This is a genomic window from Variovorax sp. Soil_C_26 (genome assembly GCF_057657075.1).
In genome coordinates, this window is sequence record NZ_JBDGJC010000005.1 from 377,798 (window position 1) to 393,798 (window position 16,001).

Consider the following 16,001-nt stretch of genomic DNA (forward strand, 5'->3'; position numbering starts at 1 on the left):
GCCTACCGCGCCGACGGCATTTGCGTCTTCGGCGTCGTGACCAGCAGCACGATCGTTGCATGCAGCTCGGCCGTAGCCTGGGCGGGCGTGATCTCGTTCGAGACCGCGGCGTACGACAGGGCCTCCGCCGCGCCGAGCATTGCGCGCACGCGCAGCGGCGCCAGTTGCCCGCCGGGCGCGAACGGCGCCAGCACCCTGCGGCACTTGGCGTGGAACGCGTCGGAACATTCGCGACGGATGAGTTCGAGTTCGGGCGCACCGGCCAACGCACCGACGATGCCCGGCAGTTCGCGGCCCTGCGCAAGCACGCAGTCCACGTAGGTCGAGGCGATGACGTTCGCCATCGCGGGCAGCGTCGGGGCGCTCGCTGCGATGGCGGCGTCGATGATGAGTGTCTGGCGCGCCTCGAAGTCGAGGTACAGCGCCGAGATCAGGCCGTTGCGGCTGCCGAAATGGTCGTAGACGACGGGCTTGGCCACCTGCGCCTGCTCGGCCAGCCGGCCAAGGGTCAGGGCGTCCATGCCTTCATGGCGCACCAGCGCCCAGGCCGCGCCGATGAGCTGGCGGTAGCGGTCGCTGCGCGCGAGGCGCTTGCGAGGAGGAGCTTCGGTCAATGTCGGGGTGTTCGGTGTGGTTATGTACGAATGGTACATTGCAGGCATTAACCTACCAAACGTATATAGCGAAGGAGTCTCCTCATGCATGCGCTCATCGTCGTTGCCCATCCCAAGCCCAGCTCCGCCACCCATGCCATCGCGGCACGCGTCGCCGAAGGCGTGCGCCGCGCCGGGCATTCGGCCGAGATCGCCGACCTGGCGGCCGAAGGCTTCGATCCACGCTTCACCGAACACGACGTCGCGGTGCATCGGGAGCGACGCGCGCCCGCCGCCGACGTGCTTTCGGAGCAGGCGCGCATCGACCGTGCCGATGCGCTGGTGCTGGTCTATCCGGTGTACTGGTGGTCGTTTCCAGCGTTGCTCAAGGGCTGGATCGACCGCGTGTTTTCCAACGGCTGGGCCTACGACGAGGCGCCCGGCACACCGTTGACCCGAAAGCTCAGCGGGCTGCCGGTGTACCTGGCCGCGGTCGGCGGCGCGGATTGGCGCACCTATGCGCGGCATGGCTACTTCGGCGCCATGCGGACCCAGATCGACCACGGCATCTTCGACTACTGCGGCGCGCAGGTGCCGCGCACCGAACTGCTGCTCGAGCCAGCCGATGGCGACTGGCGCGAGAACTTCGAGTTGGCCGACGCGCTCGGTGGCAAGGTGGCGTCTAGTCCGATTCGGCGAACGCCTTCAGCTTCGCCAGCGCCGCTTCCCACTGCCGTCCAATGACTTCGAGCGTGCGGCGTGCCTCCTCGAGCTGCGTCGGATCGAACTGCCAGAGCCGTTCGCGGCCGAGCTTCAGGTCGGTCACGAGCCCGGCGTCGCCGAGCACCTGAAGGTGCTTGGTCACGGCCTGCCGGCTGATGTCGGTGCTGGCCGTGAGCTGCGCGATCGAGAAGGCGCCGCCCGCGCACAGCACCGCCACCAGCCGCAGTCGCGTGGTATCGCCGAGCGCGAAGAACACATTCGCGAGCCGCTCGGGCGGCGCGGCGATAGCGGGCGGCTCAGCCTTGTTCGGCATGGCGGCGCACGTTGTCGAGCTGCTCTTTCCAGCCGCCCGTGTTCATGCGGAAAGCCTCGAGGCGGCGCTGCGGCGGCACCTTGTCGAAACCCGACTCCACCGTCTTGACCAGCGTGGCGTTGCCCGGCGCGTCGTGCAGCGTCCAGGTGACGAGCGTGGGTTCTTCCTGGCTGTAGTCGACCTCGGGATCGACGGCATAGGGATGCCAGCGCCAGGAAAGCAGGTCCTGCGGCTCGACGCGCTCGACGCGGACGTCGAACATGACGTGCGTGAAGCCCTCGATCGTGATCGGGCCGCGGGTCACCTCTCCGGGCGTGAAGCGCTGTCCTTTCAGGTCGGCGCCGAACCAGCGGCCGAAGGTTTCGGCGTCGGACAGCAGGCTCCACACTTTCGCGCGCGGCGCCTGGATGACGATGCTGCGCTCGATGCAGTCGGCGGATTCGGTGCGGGAGTCGTCGGTCATGGGGTCTCCTGAAGAATGGCGGACATCAATGAGCAACAAAATGGTTGCCTATCTATTGTGCAATGGTCCGCCAAAATCCGCAACTGAATGGTTGCAAATCCTTCAAGGTCGCGCGAGAGTCCCTGCAGCCGCATGCGACAGCGCAATCCCCTCGCAGGCACGCTTGACGATGCCGTGGCGCATCTCGAACTCCGGCAGCACCCAGCGCCGGAAGGCCGCAGCGGGCGCTGTGCGTGCGGCGCGTTCCGTTGGCGTGGCCTCGGCGGCGTCGATGCGCGCCCAGGCCCAGGCCAGCAGCGCGAGCATCACGAGGCGCAGGTAGTCGTCGGCCACCTCGTGCGGCAGCGCGGGGTCGGCATGTGCGGCCATCGCGATCGTGGTGCCCAGGTAGCGCAGCTGCGCCAGGCGCCGCTGCACGTCGGCATCGACCTCGCGCGCGGCGTCGAGCGTGTCGCGCAGCTCGAGCAGCAGCGCCGACATTGCGGCGCCGCCGTCGGGCAGCACCTTGCGCACCAGCAGGTCGATGGCCTGGATCTCGTTGGTGCCTTCGTAGATCATGGTCACGCGCGCGTCGCGCACGATCTGCTCGATGCCCCATTCGCGCACGTAGCCGTGGCCGCCGAACACCTGCAGGCAGTCGCTCGCGCCATGGAAGGCCTGGTGCGTGCAGGCCGCCTTGAGCACCGGCGTGACGAGCGAGCACCAGCGCTGCGCGCGCTCGCGCGCCTTGGGGTCGGCGTCGTGCGCGGCCACGTCGAGCATCAGCGCGCTGCGGTAGGCGAGGGTGCGTGCGCCCTCGACCCAGGCGCGCTGCGTGTCGAGGATGCGCCGGATCGCGGGATGTTCGGCGATCAGGTCGGCGGCCTCGCTGCCACGGCTGGCCGGCGCGGGGCCGGGCGCGCGCATCTGGCGGCGCTCCGCGGCATACGCGCTGGCCTTCTGCCAAGCGGCGTCGAGCAGGCCGATGCCTTGCAGCGCCACGTGCAGCCGCGCCGCATTCATCATCACGAACATCGCGGCCAGGCCGCGGCCCGGCTCGCCGACCAGCCAGCCCGTGGCCTCGTCGAAGCGCATCACGCAGGTGGGGCTCGCGTGCAGGCCCATCTTTTCTTCGATGCGTTCGCAGTGCACCGCATTGCGCGCGCCATCGGGCAGGTGCTTTGGCACCAGCGCGAGCGAAAGCCCCTTGGGCCCGGCGGGTGCATCAGGCAGGCGGCACAGCACGAGGTGCACGATGTTCGGCGTGAGGTCGTGTTCGCCGCCCGAGATGAAGATCTTGCCGCCGGCGAGGCGCAAACTGCCGTCGGCCTGCGGCACGGCACGTGTGCGCACCTGGCCCAGGTCGCTGCCCGCATGGGCTTCGGTGAGGCACATGGTGGCCAGCCACTCACCGCTCGCGAGCTTCGGCAGGTAGCGCGCTTTCAGCGCATCGCTGCCGTGGTGCTTGAGGCAGGCATAGGCACCATGCAGCAGGCCGGGCGCCATCGTGAGCCCGTGGTTGGCCGCGCTCATCCATTCGTAGACGATGGCCTCGAGCACCGTCGGCAGGCCCTGGCCGCCGTCTTCGGGCGCGACCGCGAGCGCGGGCCAGCCGCCGTCGACGAAGGCGCGGTAGGCCTCGCGAAAGCCGGGCGGCGTCGTGACCTCGCCATCGGCGAAGCGGCAGCCGATCTCGTCGCCGCCGCGGTTGAGCGGCGCGATCACCTCGCCGACGAAGCGCGCCGCCTCCCCGAGCACCTGTTGACAGAGCGCATCATCCACTTCGGCGAACGGGGCGAGCGCGCGCAGCTGCGACGGTGCATCGAGCACCGCGTTCAGGAGGAAGCGCTGGTCTTCAGGGCGGGGGGTGTAGCTCATCGATGGTGGAAGAAGTATCAGGACTCGGCGGTGAAGCCGATCTTCTTGACCAGCGGACCCCATCGGTCGAATTCGGACTGGAGCGATTTGCGCATGTCCTCGGGCGAGGAGCCGCTGGCCACCAGCCCGACCGCGAGCAGCCCGTCGGCGACGGCCTTGTCCTTGAGTGCGGCCTGGATCGCGCTGCTCGCGGCAGCAATGGTGGCGGCCGGCGTCTTGGCTGGCGCGAAGAAGCCGAACCATTCGTCGGCCACGATCTCGGGAAAGCCCTGTTCGGTGAAGGTGGGCACGTCGGGCAGGTAGGCCGGGCGCTGCGTGCCCGAGTTGGCGAGCACGCGCAGCTTGCCGGCCTTGGCAAAGGGCAGGCAGTCGCCGACCGGCGTCATGCTCGAGGCGATCTGGCCGCCGACCACGTCGTTGACGGCGGGCAGCGACCCGCGGTACGGCACGTGCCGCAGGTCGGTGCCGGTGTGGATGCCCAGCAGCGCGCCCAGGAAGTGCGGCGTCGAGCCCGCGCCCGGCGAGCCGTAGCTGGCCTGGTCCGGGTTGGCCTTGGCCCAGGCGATGTAGTCCTTGAGCGTCTTGACGCTGGCCGGCACCATCGGGCCGACCGCGAGCCCGTGCGTCATGACGGCGCCGATAGAGATCGGCGCGAAGTCGGCCATGGTGTAGCCGAGCTTGCGGTAGATGTGCGGATAGGTCGAGATCGCCGAGGCCTGCGCGAGCGCCAGCACCGAGCCGTCGGCCACCGAGGCCTTGAGCGTGTCGAGCGCGATGCGCCCGCCCGCGCCCGGCTTGTTCTCGACCACCGCGCTGTTCTTCGAGAACGCGGTGTCGCCGAGCTTCTCGGCCACGCGGCGGGCCACGCTGTCGCCAGCGCTGCCGGCCGGGAAGCCGTAGTAGATCTTGGCCTGCTGCACGATCTGCGCGAACGCGGTCAGCGGCTGCAGCGCGCCGAGCGCGGCGGCGCCGCCGAGCAGGTTCACGAATTGGCGTCGGTTGGTCATGGTGCTGTGTCTCCTGGATGTTCTTGGAATGGGATCAGCGCGGCGCCATGCGCAGGGCGCCGTCGAGGCGGATCACCTCGCCGTTCAGATGGCCGTTGGTGACGATGTGGCAGGCCAGCTCGGCGAACTCCGACGGCTTGCCGAGACGCGGCGGGAACGGGATCGACGCCGCGAGCGACTGCTGCACCGGCTCGGGCAGCTCCATCAGCAGCGGCGTGGCGAACAGGCCCGGCGCGACGGTGCACACGCGGATCGCGTGCTGCGCGAGATCGCGCGCCATCGGCAGCGTCATGCCCACGAGCCCGCCCTTCGATGCGCTGTAGGCCTGCTGGCCGACCTGGCCGTCGAAGGCTGCGACCGACGCGGTGAAGAGCATCACGCCCTTTTCCGCGTTGTCGAGCGCCTCGAGCTTCGCGCAGCGCGCCGCGAACAGCCGCGCCATGTTGTAGCTGCCGATCAGGTTGATGTTGACCACGCGCACGAAGTCTTCGAGCGGCGCGGGGTTGCCGTCCTTGCCGACGATGCGCTTGGCACTGCCGATGCCGGCCACGTTCATCAGGATGCGTGCGCTGCCGTGCGCGGCTTCGGCCTTGTCGAGCGCCGCGGTCACGCTGTCGGTATCGGTGATGTCGCACGCGCAGGCAATGCCGCCGATCTCGGCCGCGACCTTCTCGGCGAGTTCGGCGTTGCGGTCGAGCACCGCGACCTTGGCGCCGAGCCGCGCGAGCTCGCGCGCGGTGGCCTCGCCGAGGCCCGATGCGCCGCCCGTCACGAGTGCGGCCTGTCCTTGGATCTTCATGGGATGTCTCCTGGAATGTCTAGCGGGGCATGAGGGTGAAGGGCAGCGTGCCCGCGTGCATCGCATCGGCCAGCGCGGCGCGGTGCTTGAGCACGGCGCGCTGGTTGATGGAGCCCTTGTCGGTCACCTCGCCCTTGTCGATCGACGGCGGCTCGGCCACGAGGTGCAGCCTGGCGATGCGGTTGGCGCTGCCGGTGGCGCTTGCGGCGAGCGTGTTGACCAGCTGCTGGAAGTGCGCCTGCACCGGCGCGCTTTCGAGCACCTGCTGCATCGGCGCGTCTGCTGCGAGCCCGGCGAGCTGGCGCACCTTCTGCGTCGGGAAGATCAGCGCGCCGACTTCCTTCAGGTTGATGCCGGTCAGCACCGCGTCCTGCACGTAGGGCGCGCCGGCCGCGATGATCTTCGCGCGCAGCGGCCCGACGCTCACGAAAGTGCCGGTGGCGAGCTTGAAGTCTTCGGCGATGCGGCCGTCGAAGCGTAGGCCGCGGTGGATGTTCGATTCGTCGATCCACGTCACCGCGTCGCCGGTCGAGAAGAAGCCTTCCTCGTCGAAGGCCTCGGCCGTGGCCTCGGGCGCGCGCCAATAGCCCGGCGTGATGTTGGGGCCGCGGTAGCGCACCTCGGTCTTGCCGTCGACCTCGACCAGCTTGAGCTCGATGCCCGGCGCCGGCAGGCCGATGTCGCCCGACTTCACGTCGGGACCGGTGACGTAGAGCGCGAACGGGCCCGATTCGGTCATGCCGAGGCCGGTGCCCATGACGATGCGCTCGCCGACCTCGGCCTCCTGCGTGCGGTGCAGGCTGTCCCAAATGGGCTGCGCCAGCGCGGCGCCCGAGTAGAAGAACATGCGCACCCGCGAGAGCAGGTTGCGGCGCAGCACCGCATCGGTCTCCATCGCATTCGCGATGGCCTCGAAGCCGGTCGGCACGTTGAAGTAGATGGTGGGCGCGATCTCGCGCAGGTTGCGCAGCGTCTCGGCCATGCCGGTGGGCGTGGGCTTGCCCTCGTCGATGTAGAGCGTGCCGCCGTTGTCGAGCACGATGCCGACGTTGTGGTTGCCGCCGAAGGTGTGGTTCCATGGCAGCCAGTCGACCAGCACCGGCGGCTCCTCGCCCAAGGCGGGGATCGAGTGGCGCAGCTGCTGCTGGTTGGCGCACCACATGCGGTGCGTGTTGATGACCGCCTTGGGCATCTTGGTCGAGCCCGAGGTGAAGAGGAACTTGGTGATGGTGTCGGGCCCGGTGGCCTGCAGCGCGGCGTCGATCGCGGGCGTGGGCCGCGTGGCGAGCAGCTCGGCCAGCGGCGTGGCGGCACGGCCTTCGAGCCGGCCTTCGCCGAGCACCACTTCGGTGTCGTGCGGCACCGCGGCCTCGATGGCGCGGCCATAGCGCGCGGCATCGGCGGCGAACACCAGGCCCGGCGTGAGCGTCGCCAGCACGTGGCGTAGCTTCTCGAAGTCCTGGCTCACGAGCGAATAGGGCGGCGAGACCGGGCAGTACGGCACGCCCACGTAGAGGCAGCCGAGCGCGAGCATCGCGTGGTCGATGCTGTTCTCACTGAGGATCGCGAGCGGGCGCTCGGGGCCGAGGCCGCGCTCGAGCAGCGCTTGGCCGATGCTGCGTGCGCGCGACAGCGCCTCTGCATAGCTCACGCGCAGCCATTCGCCGGTGCTGCCGTCGGGCAGGCGCTCGCGCGCGGCGATGAAGGTGTGGTCGGGCGCGGCCTCGGCCCAGTGCACGAGCCGGTCGGTCATGCGGCCGCGGTACGCGCCGAGCGGCGTCTCGGCCTGCAGGTACTGCGTGCCGGGCGGGCCGGCGCGCAGCACGGCGCGCGTCACGCCGAAGGTCAGCGGGCGGTAGCGAATCGGGGTCATGATTTGCTCACCTTGGCGCCACGGCCTTCGAGGAAGTCGCGCACGCGGGCCTTGGCCTCGGGTGCGGCCTGCGCGATGCCCGCCATCAGGGCCTCGGTGAAGAAGCCATGGTCGGCCGACTGCTCGGCGATGCGCGGCAGCGCATGCATCAGCGCGTAGTTGGTCAGCGGCGCGTTGGTGGCCACGCGCTTGGCGATCTCGAACGCCTTGTCGAAGGCCGTGCCCTCGTCGACCAGGTACTGCGCGAAGTTGGCGCGCTCGCCGTCTTCGGCGTTGTAGACCCGGCCGGTCATCATCATGTCGGTCATGCGCGCCACGCCGATCAGCTTGGGAATGCGCACCGAGCCGCCGCCGCCCACGAAGATGCCGCGCGAGCCTTCGGGCAGCGCATAGAAGGTGGAGCGGTCGGCCACGCGGATGTGGCAGGCGCTCGCCAGTTCGAGGCCGCCACCGACCACCGCGCCGTGCAGCGCCGCAACCACCGGCACCGGGCCGTGCTGGACCAGATCGAGCGCGCTGTGCCACATGCGCGAGTGCTGCATGCCCTGGCCCGCGTCGCGCTCCTTCAGCTCGCTGAGGTCGAGACCGGCGCAGAAGTGCGGGCCTTCGCCGTCGAGCACTGCCGCGCGCACGCTCGAGGGCAGGTTCTCGAAGGCATCGCGCAGCGCGAGGATCAGCCCGTCCGAAAGGGCATTGCGTTTGGCGCCGCGCGCGAGGCGGATGATGGCGACGTCGTCGCGGATGTCGAGGTGAAGGTCGGGATGGGTCATGTTGCGTTCGTCCGTGAGTTCGATTATGGTTATGATAAATAACCAATTCAAGGCGCTGGAGCGCACTGATTCCTAGGGACTTACCCGTACTGGAGACCACGACATGGACCACCGGAACCTGATTGCCATCGACATCCACACGCACGCCGAGGTGAGTTGCTGGAATCCGTTCGACAACTACGGCGAAGAGTACGACCGCGCCGCCGACAAGTACTTCGGCTCGAGCGGCCGTCCGACCATTGCGGAGAGCGTGGCCTATTACCGCGAGCGCAAGATCGGGCTGGTGATGTTCATGGTCGACGCCGAGTCGAACATGGGCCGCCGGCGCATCCCGAACGAGGAGATCGCCGAGGCCGCCCAGAAGAACAGCGACATGATGATCGCCTTCGCGAGCATCGATCCGCACAAGGGGAAGATGGGCGCGCGCGAGGCGCGCAGGCTGATCGCGGAGCACGGTGTCAAGGGCTTCAAGTTCCACCCGACGGTGCAGGCCTTCCATCCCTACGACCGGATGGCCTGGCCGCTCTACGAGGTGATTGCCGAGCACAAGCTGCCGGCCATCTTCCACACCGGCCACAGCGGCATCGGCTCGGGCATGCGCTGCGGCGGCGGCCTGCGGCTCGAATACAGCAACCCGATGCACCTGGACGACGTGGCGATCGACTTCCCCGACATGCAGATCGTGATGGCGCACCCGAGCTTTCCGTGGCAGGACGAGGCGCTGAGCGTGGCCACGCACAAGCCCAACGTCTGGATCGACCTGTCGGGCTGGAGCCCCAAGTACTTTCCGAAGCAGCTGGTGCAGTACGCCAACACGCTGCTGAAGGATCGCGTGCTGTTCGGCAGCGACTACCCGCTGATCACCCCCGATCGCTGGATGAAGGACTTCGAGGCCGCGGGCTTCAAGCCCGAGGTGATGCCGGGCATCCTGAAGGACAACGCGGTGCGGTTGCTGGGGCTCGAAGGCTGAGCTGGCGCCCGCCTCAGGTCGGCACGCTTTCCAGCGCGGGCTTTTCGCGCTGCGACGCGTGCCACACGAGCCAGTGCGCTTCGGCAATCTCGATGGCCTTGAACAGCACCACCCCCAGCACGCACAGCAGCGCCAGGGCCACGAACACCGTCGAGGTGTCGAAGCTGCCCTGTGCCACGAGGATCACGTGCCCCAGGCCCGACTCGCCGGCCACGAACTCGCCCACGATGGTCCCCACCAGCGCGAAGGACACGCCCACCTTCATGCCCGCGAAGATGCTCGGCAAGGCATTCGGGAAGCGGATCTTCCAGAGCATCTTGGCCCGCGACGCATGGTTGACGCGCGCCATGTCCAGCATGTCCGGATCGGTCGAGCGCAGGCCAAGCACGGTGTCGATGAGGATCGGGAAAATCGCGATCAGCATCGCGATCGCCACCTTGGGCATCGTGCCCGTGCCCATCCAGATCACGAACAGCGGCGCCAGCGCAACCTTGGGCACCGCGTTGAGCGCTACCAACAGCGAGTAGAGCGTGCGGTCGAGAAACTTCGAATACACGATGCCGATGGCTGCGGCCACGCCCAGCGCTAGCGCCAGCGCAAAGCCGTAGAGCGTGGTGCGCATGGTGTCGAGCGTCTCGAGCAACAGATAGCCCGGCTGCGCGAAGAACTGCCCCACGATCTTCGTCGGCGCGGGCAGCAGGAAGTCGCGGATGCCGATCAGCCGCACGGCCGCTTCCCAGATCACCAGGAGCACCGCGATGGTGACGACGGCCTGCCAGTTGCGCTGCGTGCGCGCCCAGATGCTTTTCATGGCTTATCCCTTGTAGACGCCGAGTTCACGGAAGGTGTCGCGGATGCGCGCGACGTAGGCTGCGAACGCGGCGCTCTCGCGAACATCCAGGCCGCGCGGGCGCTCGAGTTCGATCGGCACGATGTCAGCGATGCGCCCCGGCCCGCGCGCCATCATCACCACGCGGCTGCCGAGGAACACGGCCTCGGTGATCGAGTGCGTGATGAAGACCACGGTCTTGCGTGTCTCCAGCCAAGTGCGCTGCAGCTCCGCATTGAGCTCGTCGCGCGTGAACGGATCGAGCGCGCCGAAGGGCTCGTCCATCAGCAGCAGTTGGGGGTCGAGCAGCATCGCGCGGCAGATCGACACGCGCTGCCGCATGCCACCCGAGAGCTCGCGCGGAAAGCGGTCGAGGTAGGCCGACAGGCCGAACAGGGCAAGCAGTTCGCGTGCGCGCGGCTCGAGGGAGCGCCTGTCGCGGTCGTGGAACTCGGCCGCCACCAGCACGTTGTCGAGGATGTTGCGCCATTCGAGCAGCAGGTCGCGCTGGAATACCACGCCCATGTCGTCCGGCGGCGCCACGATGTCGCGCCCGTGCAGCGCCAGTTTGCCGCTGGAGATCGGTTCGAGGCCGGCCATGCAGCGCATCAGCGTGCTCTTGCCGCAGCCGCTCGGTCCGACGATGCAGACGAATTCGCCTTCCTCGATGCGCAGGTCGATGTCCTGCAGGGCGTGGATGGGCTTGCGCTCCGACCGGTAGATCTTGTTCAGCCGTTCGATCTCGAGAAAGCTGGACACGGGCGTGCTCCTCGCGGGGGGAAGGTCAGACGGCCAGTAGCGCATTGGTGTAGTAGTCCGAAGGCTTGTGGCCGGGCTTGATCTGCCCGGTCTGTTCCATCGACCGGATGGCGGCGGCCCAGTCTGCATCGCTCTGCAGGCCGAAGGGCTGGTTCTTGCTGCTGGGGCTTTCGAAGAAGGGGCGATAGGCCACGATCTGGCCACGCAGCACCTCGGGATCCAGCCGCGCGTTGGGCCGTTGCGCGACGATGGCCGCCAGCGCCTCGTCGACATGGCCGTCGTAGATGTACTGCCATGCGCGAACCTGCACCTGCACGAATCTGGCGATCGCCTCGCGCCTGCTCTCCAGCGCCTTGGGTGTCACGGCCAGGCCATAGCTCGGGAAGCTGATGCCGCTGTCGCCCAGCAGCAGGGCCGAGGCTTTGCGAGACTTGAGCACCATGGGCTGGCCGAACGGCGCCTGCGAGAGAAAGCCGTCACTGTTGGCCGAAGCGTAGGTCGAGATCATGGCGCTGGGCGCGACCATCACGAGGTTGATGCTGCTCTTGCTCATGCCGTTAGCCTTGAGAAAGGGTTCGATGAACGGCGCCCAGGGACTGGTCGTGAAACACACGAGCTTCTTGCCGGTCAGGTCCTTCGGCGTCTTCACGCCCTGGGTCTGGTCGACCAGAACGGCCAGGTCGCCGGTGCGCGCGAAGCCGGCGATCGACATGAGGTCGAGCCCGTTTTCCTTGGCGACGGCCATGGTGCCCAGTGCCACCTGGCCGATGTCGACCTGGCCGGCGGCGAGCAGTTGCAACGTGGAGATCGTGCCCGTTCCGTCCTGCACCTCTACGTCCAGGCCCTGTGCCTTGAACAGCCCCTTCTGCAACGCAAGGTGCATGGCCGCGTGCATGCCCCACGGTGAAAAGTCGAGCCGCACGCGCAGCTTTTCGGCGCCTTGCGCACGAGCCAGCGAACTGCCCAGCGACAGTGCGGGCGCTGCGAGCATCGCCGCCAAGCCCTGGTTGAGGATCCGTCGTTTCATTGCTTTTCTCCGGTTGCAGGTTGGTCGTGGGTGAGAGGGCGTCAGGTCGGTCGTACGTCGCGCAGGGTCCGGGTGGCGGCGAGGTCGGGCTTTCCGGTGTCGGGGTCGAGCACAGCCGCATAGTGCTCGCGAACGAAGGCCGCGCTGAGCTTGTGGTTCCAGACGTCGCGCTCGAGTTCGGCCAGCGGCCGCAGTATCGGATCGCCGAAGCCGCCGCCGCCCGGCTGGATGTGCGTCACGCGATTGCCGCGAGCAATTCGCATGCCGACCTTGCTCGGCAGCGCTTCGTCGATCTCATCGTCGGCTCCGCGCGTCAGCGTGTTGACCGCAGCTTTGGCGGGGCCGCCGCCGTCCAGGCCGTAAGGCTGGAACTTCATGCGGTCGGCGCGCAGTTGCAGCAGCACGTCGTCGGCCAGAACGCGGTAGCTGCGGCGGATGCCGAGCCCTCCCCGGTAGCGGCCGGCGCCGCAGGAGTCGGGCTCCATTTCGTAGGCTTCGACGCGCACGGGGTGTTGCGCCTCCAGCGTCTCGACCGGCGTGTTCGACAGGTTCTGCGATGCGTTGGTGATGGCCTCCACGCCGTCCGCATGCGGACGGGCGCCCCACGCGCCGCAGATCATGTCCACGATGATGTAAGGCTTGCCCGCATCGTCCTGGCCCGAGAGGCAGACCACCGTGTTGCCGCCTTCGCCGGCGGCCGGAATGCGGTCGGGCACCACCTGCGCGAGCGCGCCGAGCATGGTGTCGAACACGCGGTAGCCGGTGAGCGCGCGCGCCGCCACGGCCGCTGGCTCAACCGGGTTCAGCACGCTGCCTTCGGGTACGTGGATGCTCACGCAGCGGAACACGCCGGCGTTGTTGGGCACGTCGCCCTTGAGCGCGCAGCGCACGCTCAGGTAGGTGCAGGAGTGGGTGTAGGAGCGCGTGGAGTTGATGGCCGCGCGCACCTGCGGCGCCGAGCCGGTGTAGTCCACGCTGACGTGGTCCTCGTGCACGGTAAGCGCCACGCGGATCGGGATCGGTTCGGGCGACAGGCCGTCGTCGTCGATGAAATCCTCGAAGGTAAAGGTGCCCTTGGGCCAGGTGCGGATCTCGGCGCGCGTGAGGCGCTCGGCATAGTCGAGCAGCTCGGCGAAGTACATGCGCGACGGCTCGCGGCCGTAGCGTTCGAACAGTCCTGTGAGTTCGCGCACGCCCACCTGGCACGCGGCGTACTGCGCACGAAGGTCGCCCAGCACGCGGTCGGGCAGGCGCACGTTCTGCGCGATGATGCGCTCCACCGTGTCGTTGACCGTACCGGCCTCGTAGAGCTTCAGGATCGGGATACGCAGGCCCTCCTGGTAGACCTCGGTCGAGTCGCTGGCGTTGGAGCCCGGCACGCGTCCGCCCACGTCGGTGTGATGGCAGATGACGACGCAGAAGCCCTCGATTTGCCCCTGGAAGAAGAAGGGCACGAACATGAAGATGTCCGGCAGGTGCATGCCGCCCTGGTAGGGGTCGTTCACGATGACCGCATCTCCGGGCACGAGCTTGCCGTCGTAGCGCGCCTTCACGGCGGCCATCGCCTCTGGAATGGCGCCCAGGTGCAGTGCGATGGTCTTGGCCTGCGCGATCATCTGGCCCTCGCGGTCGCAGATTGCGGCCGAATAGTCCATCACGTCCTTGACGATCTCCGAGCGCGCGGTACGCAGGACCGTGTAGGCGACTTCGTCGACGATGGAATCCATCGCGTTCTTGATCACGGCGAAGGTGATCGGGTCGATGGCGTTGCTCATTAGATAACCTCCGTGCGTGGCACTGCGGTGCCCGCTTGCTTGGGACGGGCCTGCGCGGCGCTTTCCTGCTCCTGCAGGTCGATGATGATGTTGCCAACGGCATCGGCGCGCGCGCTGCAGTGCGGCGGCACGACGATGGTGGTGTCGTAAGACTCGATCACGACCGGGCCCTGCTGCGGCTCGAGCGCGAGTTGCGAGCGCGGTACCACGCGTGTCTCGATCGGCGCCTCACCGGCCGCAAAGCTCACGAGGCGCGTGCCCGCCTCGCCCTGCAACGCGGTGCCGTCGACCTGGCAGGTCGCGAAGTCGAGCCGGTGCTTGCTGCGCCCGCGGGCCGACACGCGCAGGTTGACCAGCTCGAGCGGCTCATCGCTGCTGTAGCCGAAGGTCTGGTGGTACATGGCCTGGAAATCGTGCGTGAGCTGTGCGATGGCGTCCTTGCCGACGCGTGCCGACGCAAGCGGCACGGTCAGCTCGGAGCTCTGGCCCACATAGCGCAGGTCCGCGGCAAGAACAATGGTGGCGTCTTCGGGCGGGTAGCCCTCCGAGGCCAGCACCGAATAGCCCTTGTCGCCAAGCGCGGCTGCCATGCTGCCGAGTTCGGCCGGCGTGCAGTCGGCCAGCGGCTGGAGGATGGCCTTGACGAAGTTGTGCTCCGCATCCGCAGACAGCATGCCGGCCGAGCAGAACACGCCCGCCATGATCGGGGCGATCACCCGGCGGATGCCCAGAAGGCGCGCGACCGACACCGCATGCAGCGGGCCGCCGCCGCCGAACGCGATCATCGACATGTCGCGCGGATCGCGCCCGCGTTCGACCGTCACGGCACGGATGGCGCGCGCCATGTTGACGTTGGCGACCTGGCGGATGCCGTGCGCCGCGGCGAGCAGCTCAAGGCCGAGCGGCTCACCCACGTGGCGCGCGATGGCGGCCTTCGACAGCTCAGGCGACACGCGCAGGCTGCCGCCGGCCAGCGCGCGCGGATTGAGGTAGCCCAGCACCATGTTGGCGTCGGTCACGGTCGGGCGGTCGTTGCCGTTGCCGTAGCAGGCTGGGCCAGGCATGGCGCCGGCCGACTCGGGGCCCACGCACAGCAGGCCGCCGGAATCGATCCAGGCGATCGAGCCACCGCCCGCGCCGACCTCGGCAATGTCGATGGCCGGCACCTTGAGCACGTAGCCGCCGCCCTTCACGAAGCGGCTCGGCGCGCTGATCCCGTCGCGGAACTCGTATTCGTTGGTGAGCGAAGGCTGGCTGGCGGCAATGATCGATGCTTTGGCCGTCGTGCCGCCCATGTCGAAGACGATCAGGTCCGCGTCGCCGCCGAGCTTGCCGATCTCGACCGCGCCCGCCACGCCGCCGGCCGGACCGGAGGCCACCGCGAACACCGGCTTGTCGGTCGCCGAGGCGATGCCCATCATGCCGCCGTTGGACGCCATGACCTGCAGCGATGCCTTCACACCCATGCGCTCAAGGTCTTTGCGCAGCCGGGCCAGGTAAGTGCGCATAGCGGGCAGGATGTAGGCATTGACCACCGTGGTGCTGGTGCGCTCGTACTCCTTGATCTCGGGCAGCACTTCGCACGACACGCTCAGCAGCACGTCGGGGAAATGCGCCTGCAGCAAGGCCTTGGCGGCGAGCTCGTGCGCGGGATTGATGTAGCTGTTGAGAAAGCAGATCGCCATCGAGCCGACGCCCTCGTTCACGAGCGCGCCCGCCTCGGCTATCAACTGCGCCTCGTCCAGCGGTGTGACGACACGGCCGCGCGCATCCATGCGTTCGCGGATGCCGCGGCGCCAGCGGCGCGGCGACAGCGGCTCGGGCTTGGACCAGCCCAAGTCGAACATGGTCGGCGTGCGGATGCGGCCGATTTCCAGCACGTCGCGAAAGCCTTCGGTGGTCAGCACGCCGGTCTTCGCGCCGACTTTCTGCAGGATCGTGTTCGACGCTGTGGTAGTGCCATGCACGATCTCCGTGATGTCCCCCGGCGCGATGCCGGCCTGCTCGATCAACGCCCCGAGGCCCTGCACGATCGCGCGGCCAAGGTCGTTAGGCGTGGTCGATGTCTTGTTCACGTAGAGCCGGCCGTCCGGCATGGCCATCACGATGTCCGTGAACGTGCCGCCGATGTCGCAACCGACCCGCACCCCGCGGGGAGCCTCATTTTTCAAGTTCATCCGACACTCCGATCCATGTGCCTTGCGGCTGGTTGATAATCGCTACCACCGGTCATTTACTAACTA

15 protein-coding genes are annotated in these 16,001 nt (G+C 68.2%); 2 read left to right on the top strand and 13 right to left on the bottom strand.

Going from position 1 to position 16,001, the window contains the following annotated elements; all coding sequences use genetic code 11:
• Positions 1-2: 2 nt before the first annotated feature.
• Positions 3-614 carry a TetR/AcrR family transcriptional regulator gene (locus AC3A6G_RS17530; protein WP_487862792.1) on the bottom strand — a complete coding sequence of 204 codons (612 nt, stop codon included), beginning with the start codon at positions 612-614 and terminating at the stop codon, positions 3-5.
• An 84-nt stretch (positions 615-698) separates the two neighbouring features.
• Between AC3A6G_RS17530 and AC3A6G_RS17535 the strand changes: the two genes are divergently transcribed.
• Positions 699-1,337 carry an NAD(P)H-dependent oxidoreductase gene (locus AC3A6G_RS17535; protein ID WP_487865173.1) on the top strand — a complete coding sequence of 213 codons (639 nt, stop codon included), beginning with the start codon at positions 699-701 and terminating at the stop codon, positions 1,335-1,337.
• Here AC3A6G_RS17535 and AC3A6G_RS17540 read toward each other — a convergent pair.
• The 7 genes from AC3A6G_RS17540 to AC3A6G_RS17570 form a co-directional block, all read right to left on the bottom strand.
• The gene (locus tag AC3A6G_RS17540) at positions 1,276-1,629 is read right to left on the bottom strand and encodes an ArsR/SmtB family transcription factor (RefSeq protein ID WP_487862794.1); all 354 of its coding nucleotides are present in this window, start codon (positions 1,627-1,629) and stop codon (positions 1,276-1,278) included. The genes AC3A6G_RS17535 and AC3A6G_RS17540 overlap by 62 nt on opposite strands.
• The gene (locus AC3A6G_RS17545; protein ID WP_487862795.1) at positions 1,613-2,092 is read right to left on the bottom strand and encodes an SRPBCC family protein; all 480 of its coding nucleotides are present in this window, start codon (positions 2,090-2,092) and stop codon (positions 1,613-1,615) included. The genes AC3A6G_RS17540 and AC3A6G_RS17545 overlap by 17 nt, the downstream gene beginning before the upstream one ends.
• A 102-nt stretch (positions 2,093-2,194) precedes the next feature.
• The gene (locus tag AC3A6G_RS17550) at positions 2,195-3,949 is read right to left on the bottom strand and encodes an acyl-CoA dehydrogenase family protein (protein ID WP_487874194.1); all 1,755 of its coding nucleotides are present in this window, start codon (positions 3,947-3,949) and stop codon (positions 2,195-2,197) included.
• Positions 3,950-3,966: 17 nt separating this feature from the next.
• Positions 3,967-4,956, bottom strand: a complete 990-nt coding sequence (locus AC3A6G_RS17555; protein ID WP_487865177.1) for a Bug family tripartite tricarboxylate transporter substrate binding protein — start codon at positions 4,954-4,956, stop codon at positions 3,967-3,969.
• A 34-nt stretch (positions 4,957-4,990) separates the two neighbouring features.
• Positions 4,991-5,755 (bottom strand): SDR family NAD(P)-dependent oxidoreductase, encoded by a 765-nt coding sequence (locus AC3A6G_RS17560; protein ID WP_487862798.1) that lies wholly within the window; start codon positions 5,753-5,755, stop codon positions 4,991-4,993.
• Between the two features lie 19 nt (positions 5,756-5,774).
• Positions 5,775-7,628 (bottom strand): feruloyl-CoA synthase, encoded by a 1,854-nt coding sequence (locus tag AC3A6G_RS17565; RefSeq protein WP_487874195.1) that lies wholly within the window; start codon positions 7,626-7,628, stop codon positions 5,775-5,777.
• On the bottom strand, positions 7,625-8,398 hold the full coding sequence (locus AC3A6G_RS17570) for a crotonase/enoyl-CoA hydratase family protein (protein WP_487865180.1): 774 nt from the start codon (positions 8,396-8,398) through the stop codon (positions 7,625-7,627). Before AC3A6G_RS17570 ends, AC3A6G_RS17565 begins: the two co-directional genes overlap by 4 nt.
• Before the next feature lie 103 nt (positions 8,399-8,501).
• On the opposite strand from AC3A6G_RS17570, the gene AC3A6G_RS17575 reads away from it, so the two are divergent.
• Positions 8,502-9,368, top strand: coding sequence for an amidohydrolase family protein (locus tag AC3A6G_RS17575; protein WP_487862801.1), 867 nt, complete (start codon positions 8,502-8,504; stop codon positions 9,366-9,368).
• 13 nt (positions 9,369-9,381) lie between these two features.
• On the opposite strand, the gene AC3A6G_RS17580 is transcribed toward AC3A6G_RS17575, so the two are convergent.
• From AC3A6G_RS17580 to AC3A6G_RS17600, 5 genes are read right to left on the bottom strand one after another with little or no spacing between them, the layout of a single operon-like run.
• Positions 9,382-10,179: an ABC transporter permease gene (locus AC3A6G_RS17580; RefSeq protein WP_487862802.1), complete on the bottom strand. Its 798-nt coding sequence runs from the start codon at positions 10,177-10,179 to the stop codon at positions 9,382-9,384.
• 3 nt (positions 10,180-10,182) lie between these two features.
• Positions 10,183-10,956, bottom strand: a complete 774-nt coding sequence (locus AC3A6G_RS17585) for an ABC transporter ATP-binding protein (protein ID WP_487862803.1) — start codon at positions 10,954-10,956, stop codon at positions 10,183-10,185.
• Positions 10,957-10,981: 25 nt separating this feature from the next.
• Positions 10,982-11,983: an ABC transporter substrate-binding protein gene (locus tag AC3A6G_RS17590; RefSeq protein ID WP_487862804.1), complete on the bottom strand. Its 1,002-nt coding sequence runs from the start codon at positions 11,981-11,983 to the stop codon at positions 10,982-10,984.
• Positions 11,984-12,024: 41 nt separating this feature from the next.
• Entirely contained in the window at positions 12,025-13,758 is a 1,734-nt protein-coding gene (locus tag AC3A6G_RS17595; RefSeq protein WP_487862805.1) for a hydantoinase B/oxoprolinase family protein, read from the bottom strand.
• Positions 13,758-15,935 (bottom strand): hydantoinase/oxoprolinase family protein, encoded by a 2,178-nt coding sequence (locus AC3A6G_RS17600; RefSeq protein WP_487862806.1) that lies wholly within the window; start codon positions 15,933-15,935, stop codon positions 13,758-13,760. Before AC3A6G_RS17600 ends, AC3A6G_RS17595 begins: the two co-directional genes overlap by 1 nt.
• Positions 15,936-16,001: the final 66 nt, after the last annotated feature.